The 17,681-nt window shown below is 67.7% G+C and carries 16 protein-coding genes and 1 riboswitch; of the genes, 9 read left to right on the forward strand and 7 right to left on the reverse strand.

Annotation, left to right across the window (positions count from 1 at the left end; translation table 11 throughout):
• The first annotated feature begins 54 nt into the window (after positions 1 to 54).
• Positions 55 to 852: an SDR family NAD(P)-dependent oxidoreductase gene (locus ACWDUD_RS22310; protein WP_450110698.1), complete on the forward strand. Its 798-nt coding sequence runs from the start codon at positions 55 to 57 to the stop codon at positions 850 to 852.
• 45 nt (positions 853 to 897) lie between these two features.
• Here ACWDUD_RS22310 and ACWDUD_RS22315 read toward each other — a convergent pair whose 3' ends face one another.
• Positions 898 to 2,166 (reverse strand): cytochrome P450, encoded by a 1,269-nt coding sequence (locus ACWDUD_RS22315; RefSeq protein ID WP_450110699.1) that lies wholly within the window; start codon positions 2,164 to 2,166, stop codon positions 898 to 900.
• Between the two features lie 210 nt (positions 2,167 to 2,376).
• Between ACWDUD_RS22315 and ACWDUD_RS22320 the strand changes: the two genes are divergently transcribed.
• Positions 2,377 to 3,915, forward strand: coding sequence for a coniferyl aldehyde dehydrogenase (locus tag ACWDUD_RS22320; RefSeq protein ID WP_450110700.1), 1,539 nt, complete (start codon positions 2,377 to 2,379; stop codon positions 3,913 to 3,915).
• 10 nt (positions 3,916 to 3,925) lie between these two features.
• Here the strand turns inward: ACWDUD_RS22320 and ACWDUD_RS22325 are convergent, their stop codons facing one another.
• Both ACWDUD_RS22325 and ACWDUD_RS22330 read right to left on the reverse strand, forming a co-directional pair.
• Entirely contained in the window at positions 3,926 to 5,395 is a 1,470-nt protein-coding gene (locus ACWDUD_RS22325; protein WP_450110701.1) for a class I adenylate-forming enzyme family protein, read from the reverse strand.
• Complete coding sequence (locus tag ACWDUD_RS22330) at positions 5,392 to 6,195, reverse strand: enoyl-CoA hydratase/isomerase family protein (RefSeq protein WP_197255732.1); 804 nt, start codon at positions 6,193 to 6,195, stop codon at positions 5,392 to 5,394. The genes ACWDUD_RS22325 and ACWDUD_RS22330 overlap by 4 nt, the downstream gene beginning before the upstream one ends.
• An 88-nt stretch (positions 6,196 to 6,283) precedes the next feature.
• On the opposite strand from ACWDUD_RS22330, the gene ACWDUD_RS22335 reads away from it, so the two are divergent.
• Positions 6,284 to 7,192 (forward strand): enoyl-CoA hydratase/isomerase family protein, encoded by a 909-nt coding sequence (locus ACWDUD_RS22335; protein WP_197255730.1) that lies wholly within the window; start codon positions 6,284 to 6,286, stop codon positions 7,190 to 7,192.
• 54 nt (positions 7,193 to 7,246) lie between these two features.
• A riboswitch (SAM riboswitch) is annotated at positions 7,247 to 7,359 on the forward strand.
• A gap of 27 nt (positions 7,360 to 7,386) precedes the next feature.
• Complete coding sequence (locus ACWDUD_RS22340) at positions 7,387 to 7,788, forward strand: hypothetical protein (RefSeq protein ID WP_450110702.1); 402 nt, start codon at positions 7,387 to 7,389, stop codon at positions 7,786 to 7,788.
• A gap of 63 nt (positions 7,789 to 7,851) precedes the next feature.
• On the opposite strand, the gene ACWDUD_RS22345 is transcribed toward ACWDUD_RS22340, so the two are convergent.
• Positions 7,852 to 8,568: an SOS response-associated peptidase gene (locus tag ACWDUD_RS22345; RefSeq protein WP_450110703.1), complete on the reverse strand. Its 717-nt coding sequence runs from the start codon at positions 8,566 to 8,568 to the stop codon at positions 7,852 to 7,854.
• Positions 8,569 to 8,674: 106 nt separating this feature from the next.
• Here ACWDUD_RS22345 and ACWDUD_RS22350 point away from each other — a divergent pair, with 106 nt between their 5' ends.
• Positions 8,675 to 9,298, forward strand: a complete 624-nt coding sequence (locus ACWDUD_RS22350) for a DJ-1/PfpI family protein (protein WP_450110704.1) — start codon at positions 8,675 to 8,677, stop codon at positions 9,296 to 9,298.
• 6 nt (positions 9,299 to 9,304) lie between these two features.
• On the opposite strand, the gene ACWDUD_RS22355 is transcribed toward ACWDUD_RS22350, so the two are convergent.
• Positions 9,305 to 10,486, reverse strand: coding sequence for a trans-sulfuration enzyme family protein (locus tag ACWDUD_RS22355; protein WP_450110705.1), 1,182 nt, complete (start codon positions 10,484 to 10,486; stop codon positions 9,305 to 9,307).
• Positions 10,487 to 10,680: 194 nt separating this feature from the next.
• Here ACWDUD_RS22355 and ACWDUD_RS22360 point away from each other — a divergent pair, with 194 nt between their 5' ends.
• The gene (locus tag ACWDUD_RS22360; protein WP_450110706.1) at positions 10,681 to 11,295 is read left to right on the forward strand and encodes a hypothetical protein; all 615 of its coding nucleotides are present in this window, start codon (positions 10,681 to 10,683) and stop codon (positions 11,293 to 11,295) included.
• A gap of 99 nt (positions 11,296 to 11,394) precedes the next feature.
• On the opposite strand, the gene ACWDUD_RS22365 is transcribed toward ACWDUD_RS22360, so the two are convergent.
• Positions 11,395 to 12,195, reverse strand: coding sequence for an enoyl-CoA hydratase/isomerase family protein (locus tag ACWDUD_RS22365; protein WP_450110707.1), 801 nt, complete (start codon positions 12,193 to 12,195; stop codon positions 11,395 to 11,397).
• A 19-nt stretch (positions 12,196 to 12,214) separates the two neighbouring features.
• The gene (locus ACWDUD_RS22370) at positions 12,215 to 13,417 is read right to left on the reverse strand and encodes a cytochrome P450 (protein WP_450110708.1); all 1,203 of its coding nucleotides are present in this window, start codon (positions 13,415 to 13,417) and stop codon (positions 12,215 to 12,217) included.
• A 147-nt stretch (positions 13,418 to 13,564) separates the two neighbouring features.
• Here ACWDUD_RS22370 and ACWDUD_RS22375 point away from each other — a divergent pair, with 147 nt between their 5' ends.
• Genes ACWDUD_RS22375 through ACWDUD_RS22385 form a run of 3 tightly spaced genes read left to right on the forward strand, consistent with a single transcriptional unit; the run spans position 13,565 to position 17,565 of the window.
• Positions 13,565 to 14,797 carry a cytochrome P450 gene (locus ACWDUD_RS22375; protein WP_450110709.1) on the forward strand — a complete coding sequence of 411 codons (1,233 nt, stop codon included), beginning with the start codon at positions 13,565 to 13,567 and terminating at the stop codon, positions 14,795 to 14,797.
• A gap of 25 nt (positions 14,798 to 14,822) precedes the next feature.
• Positions 14,823 to 16,319, forward strand: coding sequence for an acyl-CoA carboxylase subunit beta (locus ACWDUD_RS22380; RefSeq protein WP_197255712.1), 1,497 nt, complete (start codon positions 14,823 to 14,825; stop codon positions 16,317 to 16,319).
• Positions 16,320 to 16,362: 43 nt separating this feature from the next.
• Positions 16,363 to 17,565: an amidohydrolase family protein gene (locus ACWDUD_RS22385; protein WP_450110710.1), complete on the forward strand. Its 1,203-nt coding sequence runs from the start codon at positions 16,363 to 16,365 to the stop codon at positions 17,563 to 17,565.
• The last annotated feature ends 116 nt before the right edge of the window (positions 17,566 to 17,681 follow it).

Genomic DNA, 17,681 nt, shown 5'->3' on the forward strand with positions numbered 1-17,681 from the left:
GCAATACAGTAACATTGTCGGTATTTGTGCGGGGTGGACGAGAGGCGGCACGTCGTGGATCTCGGACTAGCGGACGCGGCAGCGGTGGTCGTCGGTGGCAGCCGCGGGATGGGCCTGGCCACCGCTCGATGTCTTGCCGAGGAAGGGGCGCGCGTCGCCGTCGTCGGCCGATCGGAGGCCGCCGTCACCGCTGCCGCACAGGAGTTGACCGATCGCGGTAGTCCGGAGGCGTTCGGCCTGGTCGCCGACGTTCGCGATGCCGCGCGTGTCGCATCGGTGTTCGCGGAACTGGATCGACGATGGAACGGCGAACTCAACGTGCTGGTCAACGCGGTCGGACCGAACGTGCAGGGCAGTTTCGAGATGCTGACCGACGACCAGTGGCACGAGGCGGTCGACGACGGTGTGCTGTCGATGGTCCGCTGCGCCCGCGCCGCCCTGCCGATGCTGCGGCGCGCCGAGTGGGGCCGGATCGTGAACTTCTCCGCGCAGTCGACGCAGCGGCAGAGTGTTTCGCTCGCGGCCTACACGGCGGCCAAGGCGATGGTGACCAGCGCGTCGAAGAACCTGTCGCTGTTGCTCGCCCGCGACGAGATTCTCGTCAATGTCGTCTCACCCGGAGCGGTGGTCACCCCGGCTCTGGTCGACTGGGCCGCGTCGGTGGGTGTCGAGTCGGAGGATCCCTACCGGTTGATGGAACTCATCGACACCGAATACGGCCACGCCGCGCAACTTCCGCGCGCCGGTAGGCCCGAGGAGATCGGTGCCGTCGTCGCGTTTCTGGCCTCGCGGCGCAATTCGTACATGACCGGGGCGAACGTGAACGTCGACGGCGGCTCGGATTTCACCTGAGCCGAACCGCCGCCCGACGTTCCGGGGGACCGATCGAGATGGCCGTCAGCGCAGGGAGATCGGCATCCGCTTGATGCCGTGCACGAAATCGCTGTGCACGTACTCGGGTTCGCCGACGGTGATGTCCGGCAGCCGCGTCAGCAGTTCGTGGAACAGATGCCGCAGTTCCATCTTCGCGAGCTGCCGGCCCAGGCACGAGTGCGGACCCGGCGCGCCGAAGCCGACGTGCGGATTCGGGATTCGGGTGATGTCGAACTCGTGGGGTCGGTCGAACACCGACTCGTCGCGGTTGCCGGAACAGTAGAACAGCACGAGTTTCTCGCCGGCTCCGATCTTCGTGCCCGCGACCTCGGTGTCCTCCGTCGCGTGCCGGGCGAAGTGGATGACCGGAGTCGACCAGCGCACGAACTCTTCGACGGCACCGTCGATACGGGCATCGAAATCCGCGAGCAGCCAGTCCCGCTGCTCGCGGTGCGCGACGAGCGCGGCGAGGGCGTGACTGCTCGCCTGCTTGGTGGTGTCGTTGCCCGCGGAACCGAGCAACACCATGAACGCGCCGATCTCCTCGTCGCTCAGGCGGTGGCCGTCGACCTCGGCGTTCACGATGTTGGTCATCAGATCGTCGCGGGGATCCTCGCGACGCGCACCCGCCAGTTCGGTGCCGGCGCCGGCGAGGATGCCGAGCTGGGCCATCAGGTGCGGCGCGCGTTCCTCCAGGGAGGAATACTCCTCGTCGCTGGCCCCGAACAGGCTCTCCACCGCATCGGCGATCTTCTCGCGATCTTCGGGAGCGACGCCGATCATGTCGGAGATCGTGCGCATCGGCATCCTGCGTGAGTACTCCGCAGCGAAATCCACCGTGCCGTTCGCCGCCAGATCGGCAACCAGATCGTCGACGATCTCCCGGGCACTGGTTCGGATCTGGTCCTCGATCAACCGGATCTGTCTCGGGGTGAAGGCCATGTTGATCAGACGGCGGTACCGGGTGTGCTCGGGCGGATCCATGGCGAGGAAGAAGGTCATCGCCCGCTGGATCTCGGCCGGCATCGGGTCCATGCTCACACCCTGGCTTGAGCAGAACAATTCGTGATTGCGGCTGACGTACTGGATGTCGCTGTGGCGCGTGACCGCCCAGAATCCGGTCTCCGCGTGCGGGAAGATCGACGGGGTAGGTGGGTGCCAGCTCAAGCCCTCCTCGGCGCGCAGTGCCGCGAACGTGTCGTCCCGGGTGCGGAAGTCGTTCTTCCAGAACTCGGGCGCCGAGATGTCGAGCCGATGAAAGGGGCGCGGCGAGGGGGTGCCGTCGACGGTCATCGGGCCCCGTCCTGCGAACCGTTGGAAAGTGCTGCATCGGTGCGTAATTCGATGTAGTGTCGGCCGGTCACAGCATCCCCCTGTATTCGGACTTCCAGACGAGTGTTCGGTATTACAGTTGATGTTACGGGATCGATATCCGCCGACGGGTCGAAGTTCGTGCGGTCGGCGTCGAGCCTGCCGATCAGACTCGACCGGAAGGCTGAGCGAATGAGCACCGGCACCGCCGACAATCCCACCGGCCTCCACCCGGCACCGGACCTCACCACGCTGCTCGACGAGCAGCGTCGGGCGTTCCTGGCGGAAGGTCCACCCACCGCGGCGGTTCGGCGGGACCGGATCGACCGGCTCGTCGCGATGGTTCTGGACAACCGCGACGCCTACGTCGACGCGCTGTCCACCGACTTCGGGACGCGTGCGCGCACCGGGACACTGTTCACCGAGATCATGGGCATGCTCTCGGTGATCGAACACACCCGCGCCCACATCGACAAATGGATGAAACCGCGCAACCCGAAGCCCGGCGCCCGGCTCTACGGAATCCGCGCCGAGGTGCAGCCCACCCCGCTCGGCGTCGTCGGCATCATCGGACCCTGGAACTTCCCGCTCAATCTCGTCGTTCTGCCCGCGGCGGCCGCGTTCGCCGCCGGCAATCGCGTGATGATCAAGATGTCCGAGATCACCGGTCACACAGCAGAACTCACGCGGTCGCTTGCATCGTCCTATTTCGATCCGATCGAGTTCGCGGTCGTCACCGGCGGCGCCGACGTGGCAGCGGAGTTCTCCGCACTGCCGTTCGACCACCTGTTCTTCACCGGCTCGACCCGCGTCGGGAAGCTCGTGCAGCGGGCCGCATCGGAGAACCTGGTACCGGTGACGCTCGAACTCGGCGGGAAGAACCCCGTCGTCGTCGCATCCGACGCCGACGTGCACCGATCCGCCGAGCGCATCGCCCGGGCGCGAATGGTCAACGGTGGCCAGGTGTGCGTGTGCCCCGACTACGTGTACGTACCCGCCGACCGGATCGACGCGTTCACCGTCACGCTGCAGTCGACGCTGCGCGCGATGTTCCCGACCATCGTCGGCAACGACGACTACACCGCGTGCGTCGACACCGCGAACTACGAACGGATCCTGGCGCTGCTCGACGACGCGCGGACCCGAGGTGCGCGCATCGAGCCGGTGGCGCCCGCGGGTGAACTCCTACCCGACCCGGTGACCCGCAAGATCGCGCCGACCGTCGTCCGCGACGTCACCGACGACATGCGCATCGCGAGCGAGGAGATCTTCGGACCGGTCGTCCTCGTCCGTCCGTACACGGCGCTGGACGAGGTGATCGGCCGGGTCAACGCCGGGCCGTCGCCGCTGGTCGCGTACTGGTTCGGTCCCGACGGCCCGGACTTCCGCCGCTTCGTCCGCGGGACCCGCACCGGCGGTGTCGCCCGAAACGACTTCGCGATCCACATGCTCCCCGACGACGCGCCGTTCGGCGGGGTCGGGCACAGCGGCATGGGCGCCTACCACGGCAAGGCCGGGTTCGACACGTTCAGCCACCACCGCACGATCGTCGGCACCGACCTGCCGTTCGCCGTCACCGCCATGGCGGCACCGCCGTTCGCGGCTCCGACACGGAGGATCGTCGATCTCGCACTGAACGCCGCTCACCGCCGTTCGCGGCGACGTACCCGCGGTCGCCTTCCGCACCGTCCGACGGATGGGCCGACGCCCTCCGGGACCGTCACGTCTTGACCGCAGCGGCTCAGGTGTTCCCGCTGGATTCGCTGACCAGCGCGCGGACCACGCCGAGATCGGCCTTGCCGGAAGGAGTTCGGGGAAGCGCACCGACGAACACGATCCGTGCCGGAATCTCATACGGCGCCAGCCGGGTTCGCAGGAATTCGACGAGTTCGTCGGAGGTCACGGTGACCCCGTTCCGCGGTTCGACGACGGCGCAGGGCACCTCACCGAGCCGATAGTGCGGTGCCGCCACGACCGCGGCACCGTCGACCCCGGGATGCTGTTCCAGCGCGGCGCGCACGTCGTCGGGCAGGACCTTGAAACCGCCGCGGATGATCGCCTGATCGGCGCGGCCCAGAATCCACACGAACCCGTCCTCGTCGATGCGGGCGAGGTCGGTGGTGCGGATCCACTCCGATTTCGGGCCGAGCTGGCCCGGTTTGACCTCGAGCAGACCGGGACGGTCGGCGGGCAGGACTGCGCCGTCGTCGTCCACGACCCGCAGTCGCGCACCGCCACTCGCTCGGCCGACGCTGCCGCGTTTGGTCTGCCAGTACCGGCGATATTCGGGCAGGGTCCAGCCCGCGACGCCACCGCCGAACTCGGTCGCGGCATACGACGTGAGTACCGGTATGCCGAACTTGTCGTGGAAGGCGTCCGCGTCGTCGGCGGACAGCGGTGCGGTGCCGGACGTGACGACCTCGATCGACGCGAGGTCCTCGCGGCCGAGGTCGGAATGCAGCACCGTGCGCAGCGCGGCCGGCACCAACGACACCGCGCGCGGCCGGTGCGTGCGTACCGCGGCGATCCACCGATCGAGTTCGAAGCGGGGGAGCAGCACGAACGGCCGCGCTTCGGTGACGCATTGCAGGGCCCGGAACACCCCGCCGATGTGGACGAGCGGTGCGTTGACGATGGCGACACCGGTGCGCGGCCGGGTCGGTGCGGGTGCGCGGTTCGCGTCCGGTCCCAGGACGCTGCGAGCGAGCATGTCGTAGGTCAGGTCGATGCGCTTGGGAGGTCCGGTCGTGCCGCTGGTGAGCATCCGAACCGCCACACCGGTGCTGTCGCGGAGTTCCGGTCCGACAGTCGCGGGTATGAGGTGTGGTTCGGCATCGAGACCGCTCAGTTCGACGGTCACGGTGCCGGGTAAGCGTGCGACGAGGGCACGCAGGTCGTCGGGACCGCCGATGATCAGCGGCAGCCGGAGTGCGGCGATGTCGGCCCGGGTGCGGTCGTCGCCGCGTGCGGGGTTGATCACCACGACGGTGCCGCCCACCACCAGGACGCCGAGAAGCGCAGCGACGAACTCGGGGCGGTTGCGCAGCAGGATCCCCACCTCACCGTCGGCGCCGGGGGTCGACGCGATCCGGCGCACTGCGTCGCGCATCCGCCCTCGCGACACCCATGCGTCGTCGAATTCGACCATCGGCGAATCCGGTGCGAGCGCAAGGACCGCGGCGATGCGCGCGGACAATGCGTGCGTGGTCACCGGCACTGCCACACGGGTGCCCGCTTCTCGACGAACGCGCGCGGGCCCTCGAGGGCGTCTTCGGTGCGGGTCACGCGTTCGCGGAACGACTCGGCCAGCATCTCCGCCTCGTGCAGCGGGACGTTCAGGCCTTTGACGATCGCCAGCCGTGTTCCCCGAACCGCCAGGGGCGCATTGGAATTGACGATGCCGGCGATCTCGTGGGCGCGGTCCAGGAGCCGGTCGTGCTCGACGACCTCGGTGACCATCCCCAATTCGTATGCGCGCGCGGCGCTCATCCGCTCGTGTTTGCCCATGAGCGCCATGCGCAGGGCGACCGACCGGGGCAGCACCCGGGACACCCGGACCATCTCGCGGCCGGCGACCAGGCCGATGCTCACGTGCGGGTCGAAGAAGGTGGCCTCCTCCGAGGCGATCACGATGTCGCAGGTGGTGACCCAGTCGAGTCCTGCGCCGCAGCACAGACCGTTGATCGCGGCGACGATCGGTTTCGTCATGGTCCGGAACGGTGGTGTGCCCTCCTGGGGCGCCTCCCACTGTTCGTAGGTCGACAGATACGGGCGCTCGTTGATCACCTTGCCGTCACCGGGGATCTCCTTGACGTCGGCCCCGGTGCAGAACGCGCGGCCGGTGCCGGTGACGACGAGCGTCCAGACCTTGTCGTCGTTCTCCGCCTCGGCGTACGCGGCGCGCAGTTCGGTGATCATGTGGGGGCTGAGCGCATTGAGGGCTTCGGGCCGGTTCAGCGTGAGAGTGGCCGTGTGCCCGTCGACTTCGTACTCGATCGTGTCGAACGGCATGTGTTTCCTTCTGCGGAGATGACAGCCATACTGGTGTATCTACAGTATCCCATACCGTTATGCCCGATCCAGCGGAAGAGAGACAACGATGACGAGCTCCAGTGCCGCGGACGGACGTGTCCTCTTCGACGTGGATCCGGATCGCCGCATCGCGACCGTCACCCTCAACGACCCCGCGCGCCGCAATTCTTACGACGCCCCTATGCGCGACGCGCTCGCCCGATACCTCGACGACGTCGCGCAGGACGATGACATCACGGTCGTGCTGCTGCGGGGCGCCGACGGTGTGTTCAGTACCGGAGCCGATATGAACAACGCATATGGGTGGTATGGCACGAAGGGTGAGTGGGACCGTTCGCAGAAGAGCCGGCCCAGCCAGCGGCGCCGTCTCACCGTCGACCGCAAGACATTCGGCTTCTACCACGAGTTCCTGGGCTATCCGAAGGTCACGGTGGGGGAGATCAGCGGTTACGCGCTCGGTGGTGGGTTCGAGATGGCACTGATGACCGACATCTCCGTGATCGCGCGGGACACCCGCATCGGGATGCCCGCCACCCGGTTCCTCGGCCCGGCGCTGGGCAGCCTGCACATGTTCTTCCACCGGCTCGGACCGGTCCTCGCGCGACGGCTGCTGCTGACGGGAGACATCGTCGACGCCGCGTCCGTCGAACACCTCGGAGTGTTCACCGAGACGTGCGAGCCCGGTGCGGTCACCGCACGCGCCCGGTACTGGGCGGAGAAGGCCGCGAAGATGCCCGCCGACGGGGTCGTCATCGCGAAGGAGGCGTTCCGGCTCGTCGAGCAGAGTCAGGCCTATCAGGGCGAGGAGGTCGCGAGCTATCTGTTCCACGCCTTCGGCACGAACCTGCAGTTCGGGCCGGGTGAGTTCAACTTCGTCAAGACGAGGGCCGAACACGGGACCAAGGAAGCATTCCGCCTGCGCGACGAGCACTTCCACGTCCCCGATCCCGGCGGCTCCGCCGCCGGTGTGCACTAGTGGCGGTTGGGGCCGCCACAAAGGCACACCGAGGGATGCGGTACAGTGACGGTGCTTCACGAGTTGCCGTCGCCAAGCCCCGACTGGACGGCACACCAACCCCACGCTCGCGGGTGGTTCGGGTGACGAAGCGGTCCGAGACCGACCGGCTCGGACAGGAGCGCCCCGTCCCGGGGCTTACCCGGAGGAACACGATGATCCTTGTCGCTCGTTCGATCGTCCGCACCGCCGTCACGTGCCGCTCGTACCACGACGGCCATCACGTCCATCACATCCGTGCTCGGCACGCCCTCGCGGACCGCGATCTCGCGGTGCACGTGCTCGTCGAGATCGTCGACGGAAGAACCCTGCAATTGTCCTGGGACGGAAACAGATTCGAGTTCCAGCACCACGACGTCGACGCGATCGCCCAGGCTCTCGACCTCGGCGGTGACATCGGCGAATGGATCCCGCGATGGCGCGTGCTCGTTCTGCCCGGCCGGGAACCGGAGGACCGCACCGTGTTCACGCTGAGCGATTCGGAGCACTGGTCCGACTGCACCTCGCCGAAACCGGAGACGGGCCCTATCGAGCAGGTGCTGAATGCACTCGTGTGAGCGGGACCGGCGGAACTCGGTGTAGGAAAGGTGTTTCCGCCCGCCGACGGGATCGGGTCGCCGTCACGGGTTCACCGGAAGCAGTAGCTCCGGGGAGTTGTTGCGCGGATTGTTCACCGCGGTGCTCACCTCGTACGGGTGCAGATGCGGCTCCGGGATCGAGTTGAGCAGGGCTTCGACGTCGTCGCGATCGGTGAGGGTCGGGTCGAGCCACGGGTCGATGAACGACTCCGGCAGCAACACGGGGGAGCGGTCGTGGATGTGCCCGGCCGCGTCGGTCGCCGGTCGGGTGAGCACAGTGCACGTCCACAGCCACCTGTTCGGATCGTCCTCGGGTAGTTCCGGATTCGGCCACAATTCGTACAGGCCGGCCATCGCGAGCGGTTTGTCGGCGTGGAGGAAGAACGGGATCTTCTTGCCGTTCTCGTCCTTCAGCCACTCGAAGTAGCCGTCGGCCGGCAGAATGCAGCGCCGACGTGCCGCGGCCGCTTTGAACGCGGGTTTGCTCGTGACGGTCTCGGAGCGCGCGTTGATCATGCGGGAACCGATCTTCGGGTCCTTCGCCCAGAACGGAACCAGCCCCCACCTGGTCGTGCTGTTGAGCTGCCGAACCGGTTCGGCGTCGGGTTCGTCTCGCGGGGCGCGTTCGAGCACGACGTTCACTCGCTGGGTGGGGGCGATGTTGTACGACGGGGGCAGTTCGTCACCGACCGTGGCTGCGGTTTCGTACGCCGCGATCAGGTCGTCGCGGGTGCTCGTGCTCGCATAGCGTCCACACATCGGGCGCTCCTTCCCGTGGTTCGGCTCATGTCCCATCCTGCCGGAACGGCGGACGATCGGTGGCGATGTCGTCCGGGGCACGCCGACGTCGTGCAAGACTCGGAAGGTGACCGGATCGGCAACGCGTAGCGTCTCCATCGTCCTGTTCGACGGTTTCGAACTGCTGGACGTCTTCGGGCCCGTGGCGTTGCTGAGCAGGTTCCCCGATTCGGTCGAGGTGCTGATGCTCGGGCCGCACGAAGGACCGGTCCGCAGCAGCCAGGGAACCGAGGTCGTCGCGACCGCGAGCTACCACGACGCACCGGAATCGGACATCGTGATGGTGCCCGGAGGGATGGGCACCCGCTCCCTTGTCCGCGACGAACGCTTCCTCACCTGGCTTCGGGAGTGGGCATCGACGGCGACGATCGTGACATCGGTGTGCACCGGGTCCGCGCTGCTCGCCGCCGCCGGGCTGCTGAACGGGTATCGGGCGACGTCGAACAAGCTGGCCTTCGAGTGGGCATCCGGCCACGGCACCGACGTCGAATGGGCGCCCCGCGCACGATGGGTGCACGACCGCGACCGGTGGACCTCGTCCGGGGTGGCCGCCGGCATGGACATGACGGGTGCTCTGCTCAGGTACCTGTTCGGCCGCGAGGAAGCCGAACGTGCCGCGCGCGAGATCGAGCTGGAGCTGCACACCGACCCCGACCGTGATCCGTTCGCCGTGGCGCACGGACTCGAATAGCCGAACTCAGCGTCCGACGACGTCGAGCGCCCGGGTGAGGTCGGCGATCAGATCGTCGGCGTCCTCGAGCCCGATCGACAGGCGAATCATCGATCCGGTGATCCTGCGCCGTTCGCGTTCTTCGGGGGAGAGGTCGTAGTGGGTGGTGGTGACCGGTTGCGTCACCAGGCTTTCCACCCCACCGAGGCTCGGCGCCAACGCGAACAACTCGAGCCGGTCCACGACCTGCACGGTCGTCTCTGCGTCCGCCGCGACCTCGATGGTGACGACCCCGCCGAACCCGGACATCTGCTTCGCCGCCAGCAGGTGACCGGGAAAGCTCGGCAGTCCCGGATACAGCACTCGCGACACTCGCGGATCGGCCTCCATCGCCTCGGCGACCGCCTGCGCGTTGGCATTGTGCTGACGCACCCGCACGACGAGGGTGCGCAGGCTGCGCGACAGCATCGACGCCGTTTCCGGCGCGATAGTCGAACCGAAACTCTTCCGCCAGGCCTTCAGCGGTTCGACGAGTTCGGTTGCGCCGAGCACGAATCCGGCGGTGACATCGGAATGCCCGCCGAGGTACTTCGTCGCCGAATACGAGACGAGGTCGGCGCCCAGCTCGAGCGGCCGCTGATTGACCGGCGAGGCGAAGGTGTTGTCGACCGCGACCTTCGCGCCGTAACGGTGCGCCAGCTCCGAGATCGCGGTGATGTCATAGATGCCCAGCGCCGGGTTGGTCGGAGTCTCGAAGAACACCAGCTTCGCTCCGTCGCGCAGCACGTCCTCGAGCCGGTCGAGTTCGTCGCCCAACAGGAACGTGGTGGTGATCCCGAGCTGCGCGAGCTGATTGCCGAGCAGTTCCATGGTGCCGCCGTAGGCATCGCCGACGCACACGATCCCGTCGCGGCCGTAGTGCACGAACAGCGCGGTTTCGGCCGCCATCCCCGAGCAGAACGCCAACGCGCTGGCGGCACCTTCGATCGAGGCCATCGTCTCCTCGAGGGCGAAGATCGTCGGGTTCAGGCCGTAGCGGGTGTAGAGCGGGCCGCGGACGCGTCCGTCGGCGACGTCGAGCAGCGCCGCGGTGTTCTCGAACGCGAAGGTCGTGGTGTTGTAGACCGGCATGTGCGGCGCACCGTAGGCGTCGGTGACGGTGGTGCCGTGAATGGCCCTGGTAGACCGACCCGCTGATGCATCCTTCACGCCTTAGCTCCGTTCCATGAGACTCCTCGGACGTCACCGAGTATCGCGGATGCGCGGTTCGGCACCTCGAGGCGCCGTCCCGGGACGTCTGCCGACAAGAAGAGGACCTCTGCCGACAAGGATCAGGTCGTGCCGAACATGAGCGCGGCGTAGCGTCTCCGATGTCCGTATCACCGATACGACGGGACTGGGCGATGACTGCGAGCGATCCTGCACCGAAACCGCTCGGAGCCGGCGGCGAGCCGGACGACCGGCCGGAACCGCTGCCGCTGCGCACGGCGCTGCCGCGTCTTGGGCGCTGCGCCGGACGCACCGCGTCGCTGCTGGCCCACCGGAGCCTGCACCTGCCGACCGGCAACAAGGGCCGGACGATAGCCTTCGCCGACGGAACCTCCGCGGTGATCTACCGCGAAACCGTCGCGGATCGCGGCGACCCGGCCGACCCGGTGATCCTGGTGGTCGCATTCCGGCTGCGCGGTGTCCGGGGCCGTGGACACGCACTGTTCCGGGCGGAAAGCATGCTCAACACACCGCTGTTCGCCGGCTTTCCCGGGTTCGTGTCGAAGCTGTGGCTCACCGCGGACGAGGCCGGCCGGTACCGGGGCTTCTATCAGTGGGACGGTGCCGACAGCGCTCGGGACTACGTCCGCGCCCTGTGGTGGCCGCTCGCGCTGGTCAGCGATCGCGCCTCGATCCGCTACCGCGTGTTGCCGGGCCTGTTCCGCGACGACGTTCTCGCCGCCGCCGGGCGGGAAAGCACGAGCGACACCGCAGCCGGCGAGTGGTGGCGGCTGAGCAGGATTTCGTGAGGTCGCCGGCGCGTCGTCGGCGGTGGTGCCCGAGCGAATGTACCGCTCGTCTCCTTGGATCGACTGAATGTACCGCTCGCTCGGAAAACAGGGGGAGCGTCAGCGCTCGGCGACGGAGGTGCGGCGATAGACCGGGTCGCGCTTCTCGGCAAATGCTGCGAACGCTTCGAGCACATCCGGTGCCGCCAGGTTCACCGCCTGCGCCGCGGCCTCCCCGTCGAGCGCTTCGTCCAGCGTCCGGTCGATCCCGTTGTCGATCAGGGACTTGGTCTGCGCCAGCGCGATCGGTGGGCCGGTCGCGAGCCGGGCCGCGAGGGCGTCGACGAATCCGTCGATTTCGGTTTCGGGCTGCAGCCACGTGACCAGACCGAGCGCGTGTGCTTCGTCGGCGCCGATCATGTCGGCGAGCATCGTCAGCCGCTTGGCCTGCTGCAGCCCCACGAGCCGCGGCAGCAGCCACGAACCGCCGGTGTCGATCGACAGGGCGCGCCGGGTGAAGATCTGGCAGAAGCGCGCCTCCGGGGTCGCGACCACGAAATCGCAGCCCAGCGCCAGATTCCATCCGGCGCCCACGGTGACGCCGCGCACCTTCGCGATCGTCGGGACCGGCAGGCCGTGCAGCAGTCGCACGGTGTCGTTGACGCGGCGGGTCTCCTCGCTCGGGTCGGGAAACTTGTCCATGCCCGCGGTGGCGGACAGGTCGGCCCCGCTGCTGAACGTGCCGCCCGCGCCGGTCAGCACGACCGCGCGCACGTCGTGACCCGGTTCGACGTCACGCAACCGTTCGCCCAGCAACGTCCACATCTGCGAGGTGATCGCGTTGCGGCGGTCCGGGCGGTTGAGGGTCAGCGTGAGCACCCCGTCGGTGAGGTCGGTGAGCAGGACGGACTCGTCGGTCACGAACGTTCCTTTCCGGTGGTCAGACGACGTCGAACGTGATCGGCAGTCGGTTGGGGGAGCGGAACGGTTGCCCGGTGATGTGCGGATCGCCGTCGTCCTGCAGCCGGAAGTTCGTCAGCCGCGTGAGCAGGCATTCGACGGCGACCCGCGTCTCCATCCGCGCCAGGTGCAAGCCCAGGCAGGTGTGGGCACCGGCGGTGAAGCTGATGTGCGGCAGCGTCTTTCGTAAGATGTCGAACTCTTCCGGTCGCTCCCATCGGTCCTCGTCCCGGTTCGCCGAACCGAGAACGAGATCGACCACTGCCCCGGCGGGGATGGGGACACCGCCGAGTTCGGTGTCCTCGATGGTGTACCGCTGCACGAACGTCAACGGGGTCTCGTAGCGCAGACCCTCCTCGATGGCCTGCGGGATCAGGCCGTGGTCGGCCTGCACGGCGGCGAACTGGTCCGGGTGCCGCAGCAGCAGGTACAGCAGGTTGCCCGACGACCGGTAGGTGGTCTCGAGGCCGGCCGGGAGCAGCAGGCGCAGGAACGAGTAGATCGCCTCGTCGGTCAGGTTCTCGCCCTCGACCTCGGCGGTCACGAGATCGCTGATGATGTCGTCGGTCGGCTGCGACCGTCGCTGTTCGATGTGGCCGAGGAAGTAGTTCTTCAGGTCCTCGGACGCCGCCAGGGCGCGCGGCACGTTGCCGGCGTAGCTGATGATCGACACCGCGGCCTTGCGGAAGAACGGAAGGTCTTCGGCGGGCAGCCCGAGTAGCCGCGCGATCACGCGGGTCGGGAATTCGAACGTGAAGTCCGCGACGAGATCGGCGTGGCTGTCGCCGGCGAACTCGTCGATCAGCGCGTTGCAGATCGGCCGCACGATGTCCGGTTCCCACACCCGCAGCGACTGCGGCTTGAACGCCGCCGACACCAGGTTGCGGTGGGCGCGGTGCTTCGTGCCGCTCATCGCGAGGATGGTCGGCCCCATGAACACGCCGATGGTCGCGTCGTACAGCTTGGAGCTGAACACGCGGTCGTTGCGCAGGGCGGCGCTGACCGTCGAATAGGTGAGCGCCGCATACGAATCCGCCGGACGCAGTGATTCCGGGGTGCGTGAGTAGTCCATGACCGTGCCGTGGAAGACGCCTCCCTCGCGGCGGCGCGCAGCGAAGAACGGATACGGGTCGCGGAAGTCGAGTGTGGCGGTGGCCGATTCGTCTCGGACGGAGCTGTCCACTGATCACCTCTGGAGGTTGCTTCCCATCACCCGGAGATTGCGGTCCGCCGTAACGGAGAGAGTTATAGAATGCTTGACAGTAAGGCTCACTATAAATCACTCTGATGCCCGGAACAACGCTTCTCGGACCGAACGAAAGTGCCACGGATGAGCATGTCGATCGTCGAGCAAGCCGCGAAAGTGCTGGCAGAACCCGCGGCATACGCCGACGAACCGCGCCTGCACGCCGCGCTGACGAAACTGCGCGCCGAGGCGCCGGTGGCCCGTGTCGACGTGCCGTCCTACAAGCCGTTCTGGGCCGTCACCAAGCACGCCGACATCATGGCGATCGAACGCGCGAACGAACGCTTCACCAACTGGCCGCGGCCGGTGCTGATGCCCGAGGAATCCGACGCCATGCAGGCCGCCGCCGGGGTCCGGACCCTGATCCACATGGACGACCCGCAGCACCGGGTGGTGCGGGCGATCGCCGCTGACTGGTTCCGCCCGAAGTCGATGCGGGCCATGGAGATCCGGATCGAGGAACTCGCGAGGCGCTACGTCGACCGGATGCGGGAGCACGGCGGCGCGTGCGACTTCGTGCAGGACATCGCCGTCGACTTCCCGCTCTACGTGATCATGTCGCTGCTCGGTGTCCCCGAATCCGACTTCCCGAAGATGCGCAAGCTCACCCAGGAACTCGTAGGCAGCGACGACGACGAACTCAAGCGCGCCACGCCCGCCGACGAGAAGATCAACTCACTGCTCGAGATGTTCGAGTACTTCTCGGCGCTCACCGCCGCCCGCGAGAATCCCACCGACGATCTCGCGTCGACCATCGCCAACGCCCGAGTCGACGGCGAACCGCTGTCGGACATCGACACCATGTCGTACTACACCCTCATCGCCACCGCCGGGCACGACACCACCAGCAGCAGCATCTCCGGGGGATTGCACGCACTGATCGAAGACCCGGATCAGCGCGAAATACTCTGTGCAGAACTCGATCTCATGCCGCGGGCGACCGAGGAGATCATCCGATGGGTCACGCCGGTCAAGGCGTTCATGCGCACGGCCGCCGAGGACACGACCGTGCGGGGCGTGCCGATCGCGGCGGGTGATTCGCTGTTGCTGTCGTATGTGTCCGGCAACCGCGACGAAGAGGTCTTCGACGATCCGTTCCGGTTCGACATCACCCGCGACCCCAACAACCACGTCGCGTTCGGGTTCGGCGTGCACTTCTGTCTCGGCGCCGGACTGGCACGGCTCGAGATCCGCAAGTTCTTCACCGAACTGCTGCCCCGGCTCACCTCGATCGAACTCGACGGCGAACCCGCGAGCACCGCGACCACGTTCGTCGGGGGACTCAAACATCTGCCGATCCGCTACACGCTGACCTGACCGCCCTCACATCGAAGGACCACGCATGACCGATGCCGGGACCTGGGCCGACACCCTCGAGGACCTCGAGCGCCGGCGTGACCACGCGCTGGCGATGGGCGGGGCCGAGCGCGTCGCCAAACATCGTGGCAAGGGCAAACTCGACGCGCGCGCCCGGATCGAACGCCTCCTCGACCCGGGCACCTTCCACGAATTCGGCACCCTCGTCGGCGGCGACGTACCAGCCGACGCGATCGTCGCCGGCTCCGGACTGATTCACGGGCTGCCCGTCATGGTCGGCGCCGAGGACTTCACCACCCTCGCCGGCACCATCGCGCCCGGCAGCAACTCCAAGCGGTACCGGCTGGCCGAACTCGCGCTGCGCAACAAGGTTCCGCTCGTAGTGCTGCTCGAGGGCGCCGGTTTCCGCCCCACCGGCGACCACTACGGCCGCACCCCGACGGACCTGCTGGCGCAGGCCCGGTGCTCCGGAAAGGTGCCGATGGTCACCGCGGTGCTCGGCCCGTCCGCCGGGCACGGTGCCCTCGTCGCGCCGGTCGCGGACTTCGCGATCATGAGCCGGCAGGGATCGATCTTCACCGCCGGACCGCCCGTGGTGAAAATGTCCACCGGTGAGGACGTGACGAAGGAGGACCTCGGCGGACCCGGCGTCGCGCTCGCGAGCGGGGTGATCCACAACGTCGCCGACACCGACGAGGACGTCCTCGACGAGATCCGCCGCTATCTCTCGTACTTTCCGCCGAGCGCCTGGTCGTACCCGCAGATGACCGAACCCGACGAGTACTCCAACCCGCGCGAGACACCGGAACTGCTCGACATCGTCTCGCGGGACAACCGGCGCACCTACGACATGCGCACCGTCATCGACGTCGTCTTCGACACCCGCGACTGGTTCGAGGTGCAACCGAAGTACGGTGAGGCGATCATCTGCGCGCTCGCGCACCTCGGAGGGCATCCGGTCGCGGTGGTCGCGAACCAGCCGCAGGTGCTCGCCGGATCGATCGACGCGGCCGCGGCCGACAAGGCCGCGCACTTCATCGCCGTGGCCGACGCGTTCCACCTGCCGCTGGTGTTCCTCACCGACAACCCGGGCATGCTGCCCGGCAGTGAATCCGAACGCGAGGGCGTGCTGCGCGCCGGCGCCCGCATGTTCGTCGCGCAGACGACCGCGACCACCCTGAAACTGCACGTGACACTGCGCAAGGCCTACGGATTCGGGTCGATGGTGATGTCGCTCATCGGGTTCGACGGCCAGGCCGCCACCTATGCGTACCCGGGGGCGACGATGGGCGCGATGAGTGCGGCGGCGCTGAGCACCGCCTCCGGCGCCGACGCCGACCTCGACGCCACGCTGCGGGCCATGGAACTCGAAGCGTCCTACCGATCGGCCGAGCAGATGGGATTCGACGAGCTGATCCGGCCCGAGGAAACCCGCAACGCGCTGCTGCTGTCCCTGCAGCGCGGCATCTATGCCAGGCAGGCCGTCGCGGAACCGGTGATCCGCACCGCGATCGTGCCCTGACACCCGTCGACACGGCCCGCTCGAGACAGGAAGAAGGTAGACGATGACCACGCTCGATTACCGTGCGATCGACGTCGACAACCACTATTACGAGCCGCTGGACGCCTTCACCCGGCACCTCGACAAGAACTTCCGCCGCCGCGGCGTGCAGATCGTGCAGGACGGGCGGCGGCACGTCGCCATCATCGGGAACAAGGTCAACCGGTTCATCCCGAACCCCACCTTCGACCCGATCATCGTGCCCGGCTGCCTGGACCCGCTGTTCCGCGGGCAGGTCCCCGAAGGCGTCGACCCGGCCACGCTGATGAAGGTCGAGGAACTCGAACTGCGACCGGAGTACCGGGACCGGGACGCCCGCGTCGCCGTGGTGGAGAAGCAGTCGCTCGACACGATCTTCATGTTCCCCACCTTCGGGTGCGGCGTGGAAGAAGCCCTGCGCGAAGACATTCCCGCCACCATGGCGTCGCTGCACGCCTTCAACCTGTGGCTCGACGAGGACTGGGGATTCGACCGGCCCGACGGACGGATCCTGGCGGCCCCGATGATCTCGCTCGCCGACCCGGAGGCCGCGGTGGCCGAGGTCGACTTCGTGCTCGCGCGCGGCGCCCGCATCGTGCACATCCGGCCGGCGCCGGTGCCGGGCATCGGCAGGCCTCGATCGCTCGGCGACCGCTCCCACGACCCGGTCTGGGCACGTCTCGCCGAAGCGAGCGTGCCGGTCGCGTTCCACCTCGGTGACAGCGGCTACCTGAAGATCGCCGCGATGTGGGGCGGTAAAGACACCTTCGAGCCGTTCGGTCCGGGCGACGCCCTCGACAAGATCCTCGTCGACGACCGGGCGATCCACGACACGATGGCCTCGCTGATCATCCACGGCGTGTTCGACCGGCATCCGGGGCTGCGCGTGGCCAGCATCGAGAACGGCTCCGACTGGGTGCACCGCCTCGCCAAGCGGATGGCGAAACTCGCGAACCAGTCGCCGCGGTCGTTCCCCGACGATCCGGTCGAGACGCTGCGCGAACACGTGTGGGTGGCCCCGTACTACGAGGACGACCTGCCGCGCCTGGCCGAGCAGATCGGCGTCGATCGCATCCTGTTCGGCTCCGACTGGCCGCACGGCGAAGGCCTGGCCGAACCGCTGTCGTTCACCGAGGAACTCACCGAATTCGGCGCGGCGGACACGCGGAAGATCATGCGGGACAACGCCCTGGCGTTCCTCGGCGCCCCGATCACGGCGTCGGTCTGAGCCGGCGGCCGGAACACGGATCAGGAGGAATCTCAATGAAGTTGTCAAGCCGCCGCGACGGTAGACGCGGGCTGGTAGACCGCCTCGTCGCGGAGCATCGCCCACAACACGTTCAC

It is taken from the genome of Rhodococcus sp. NPDC003382 (genome assembly GCF_053589135.1).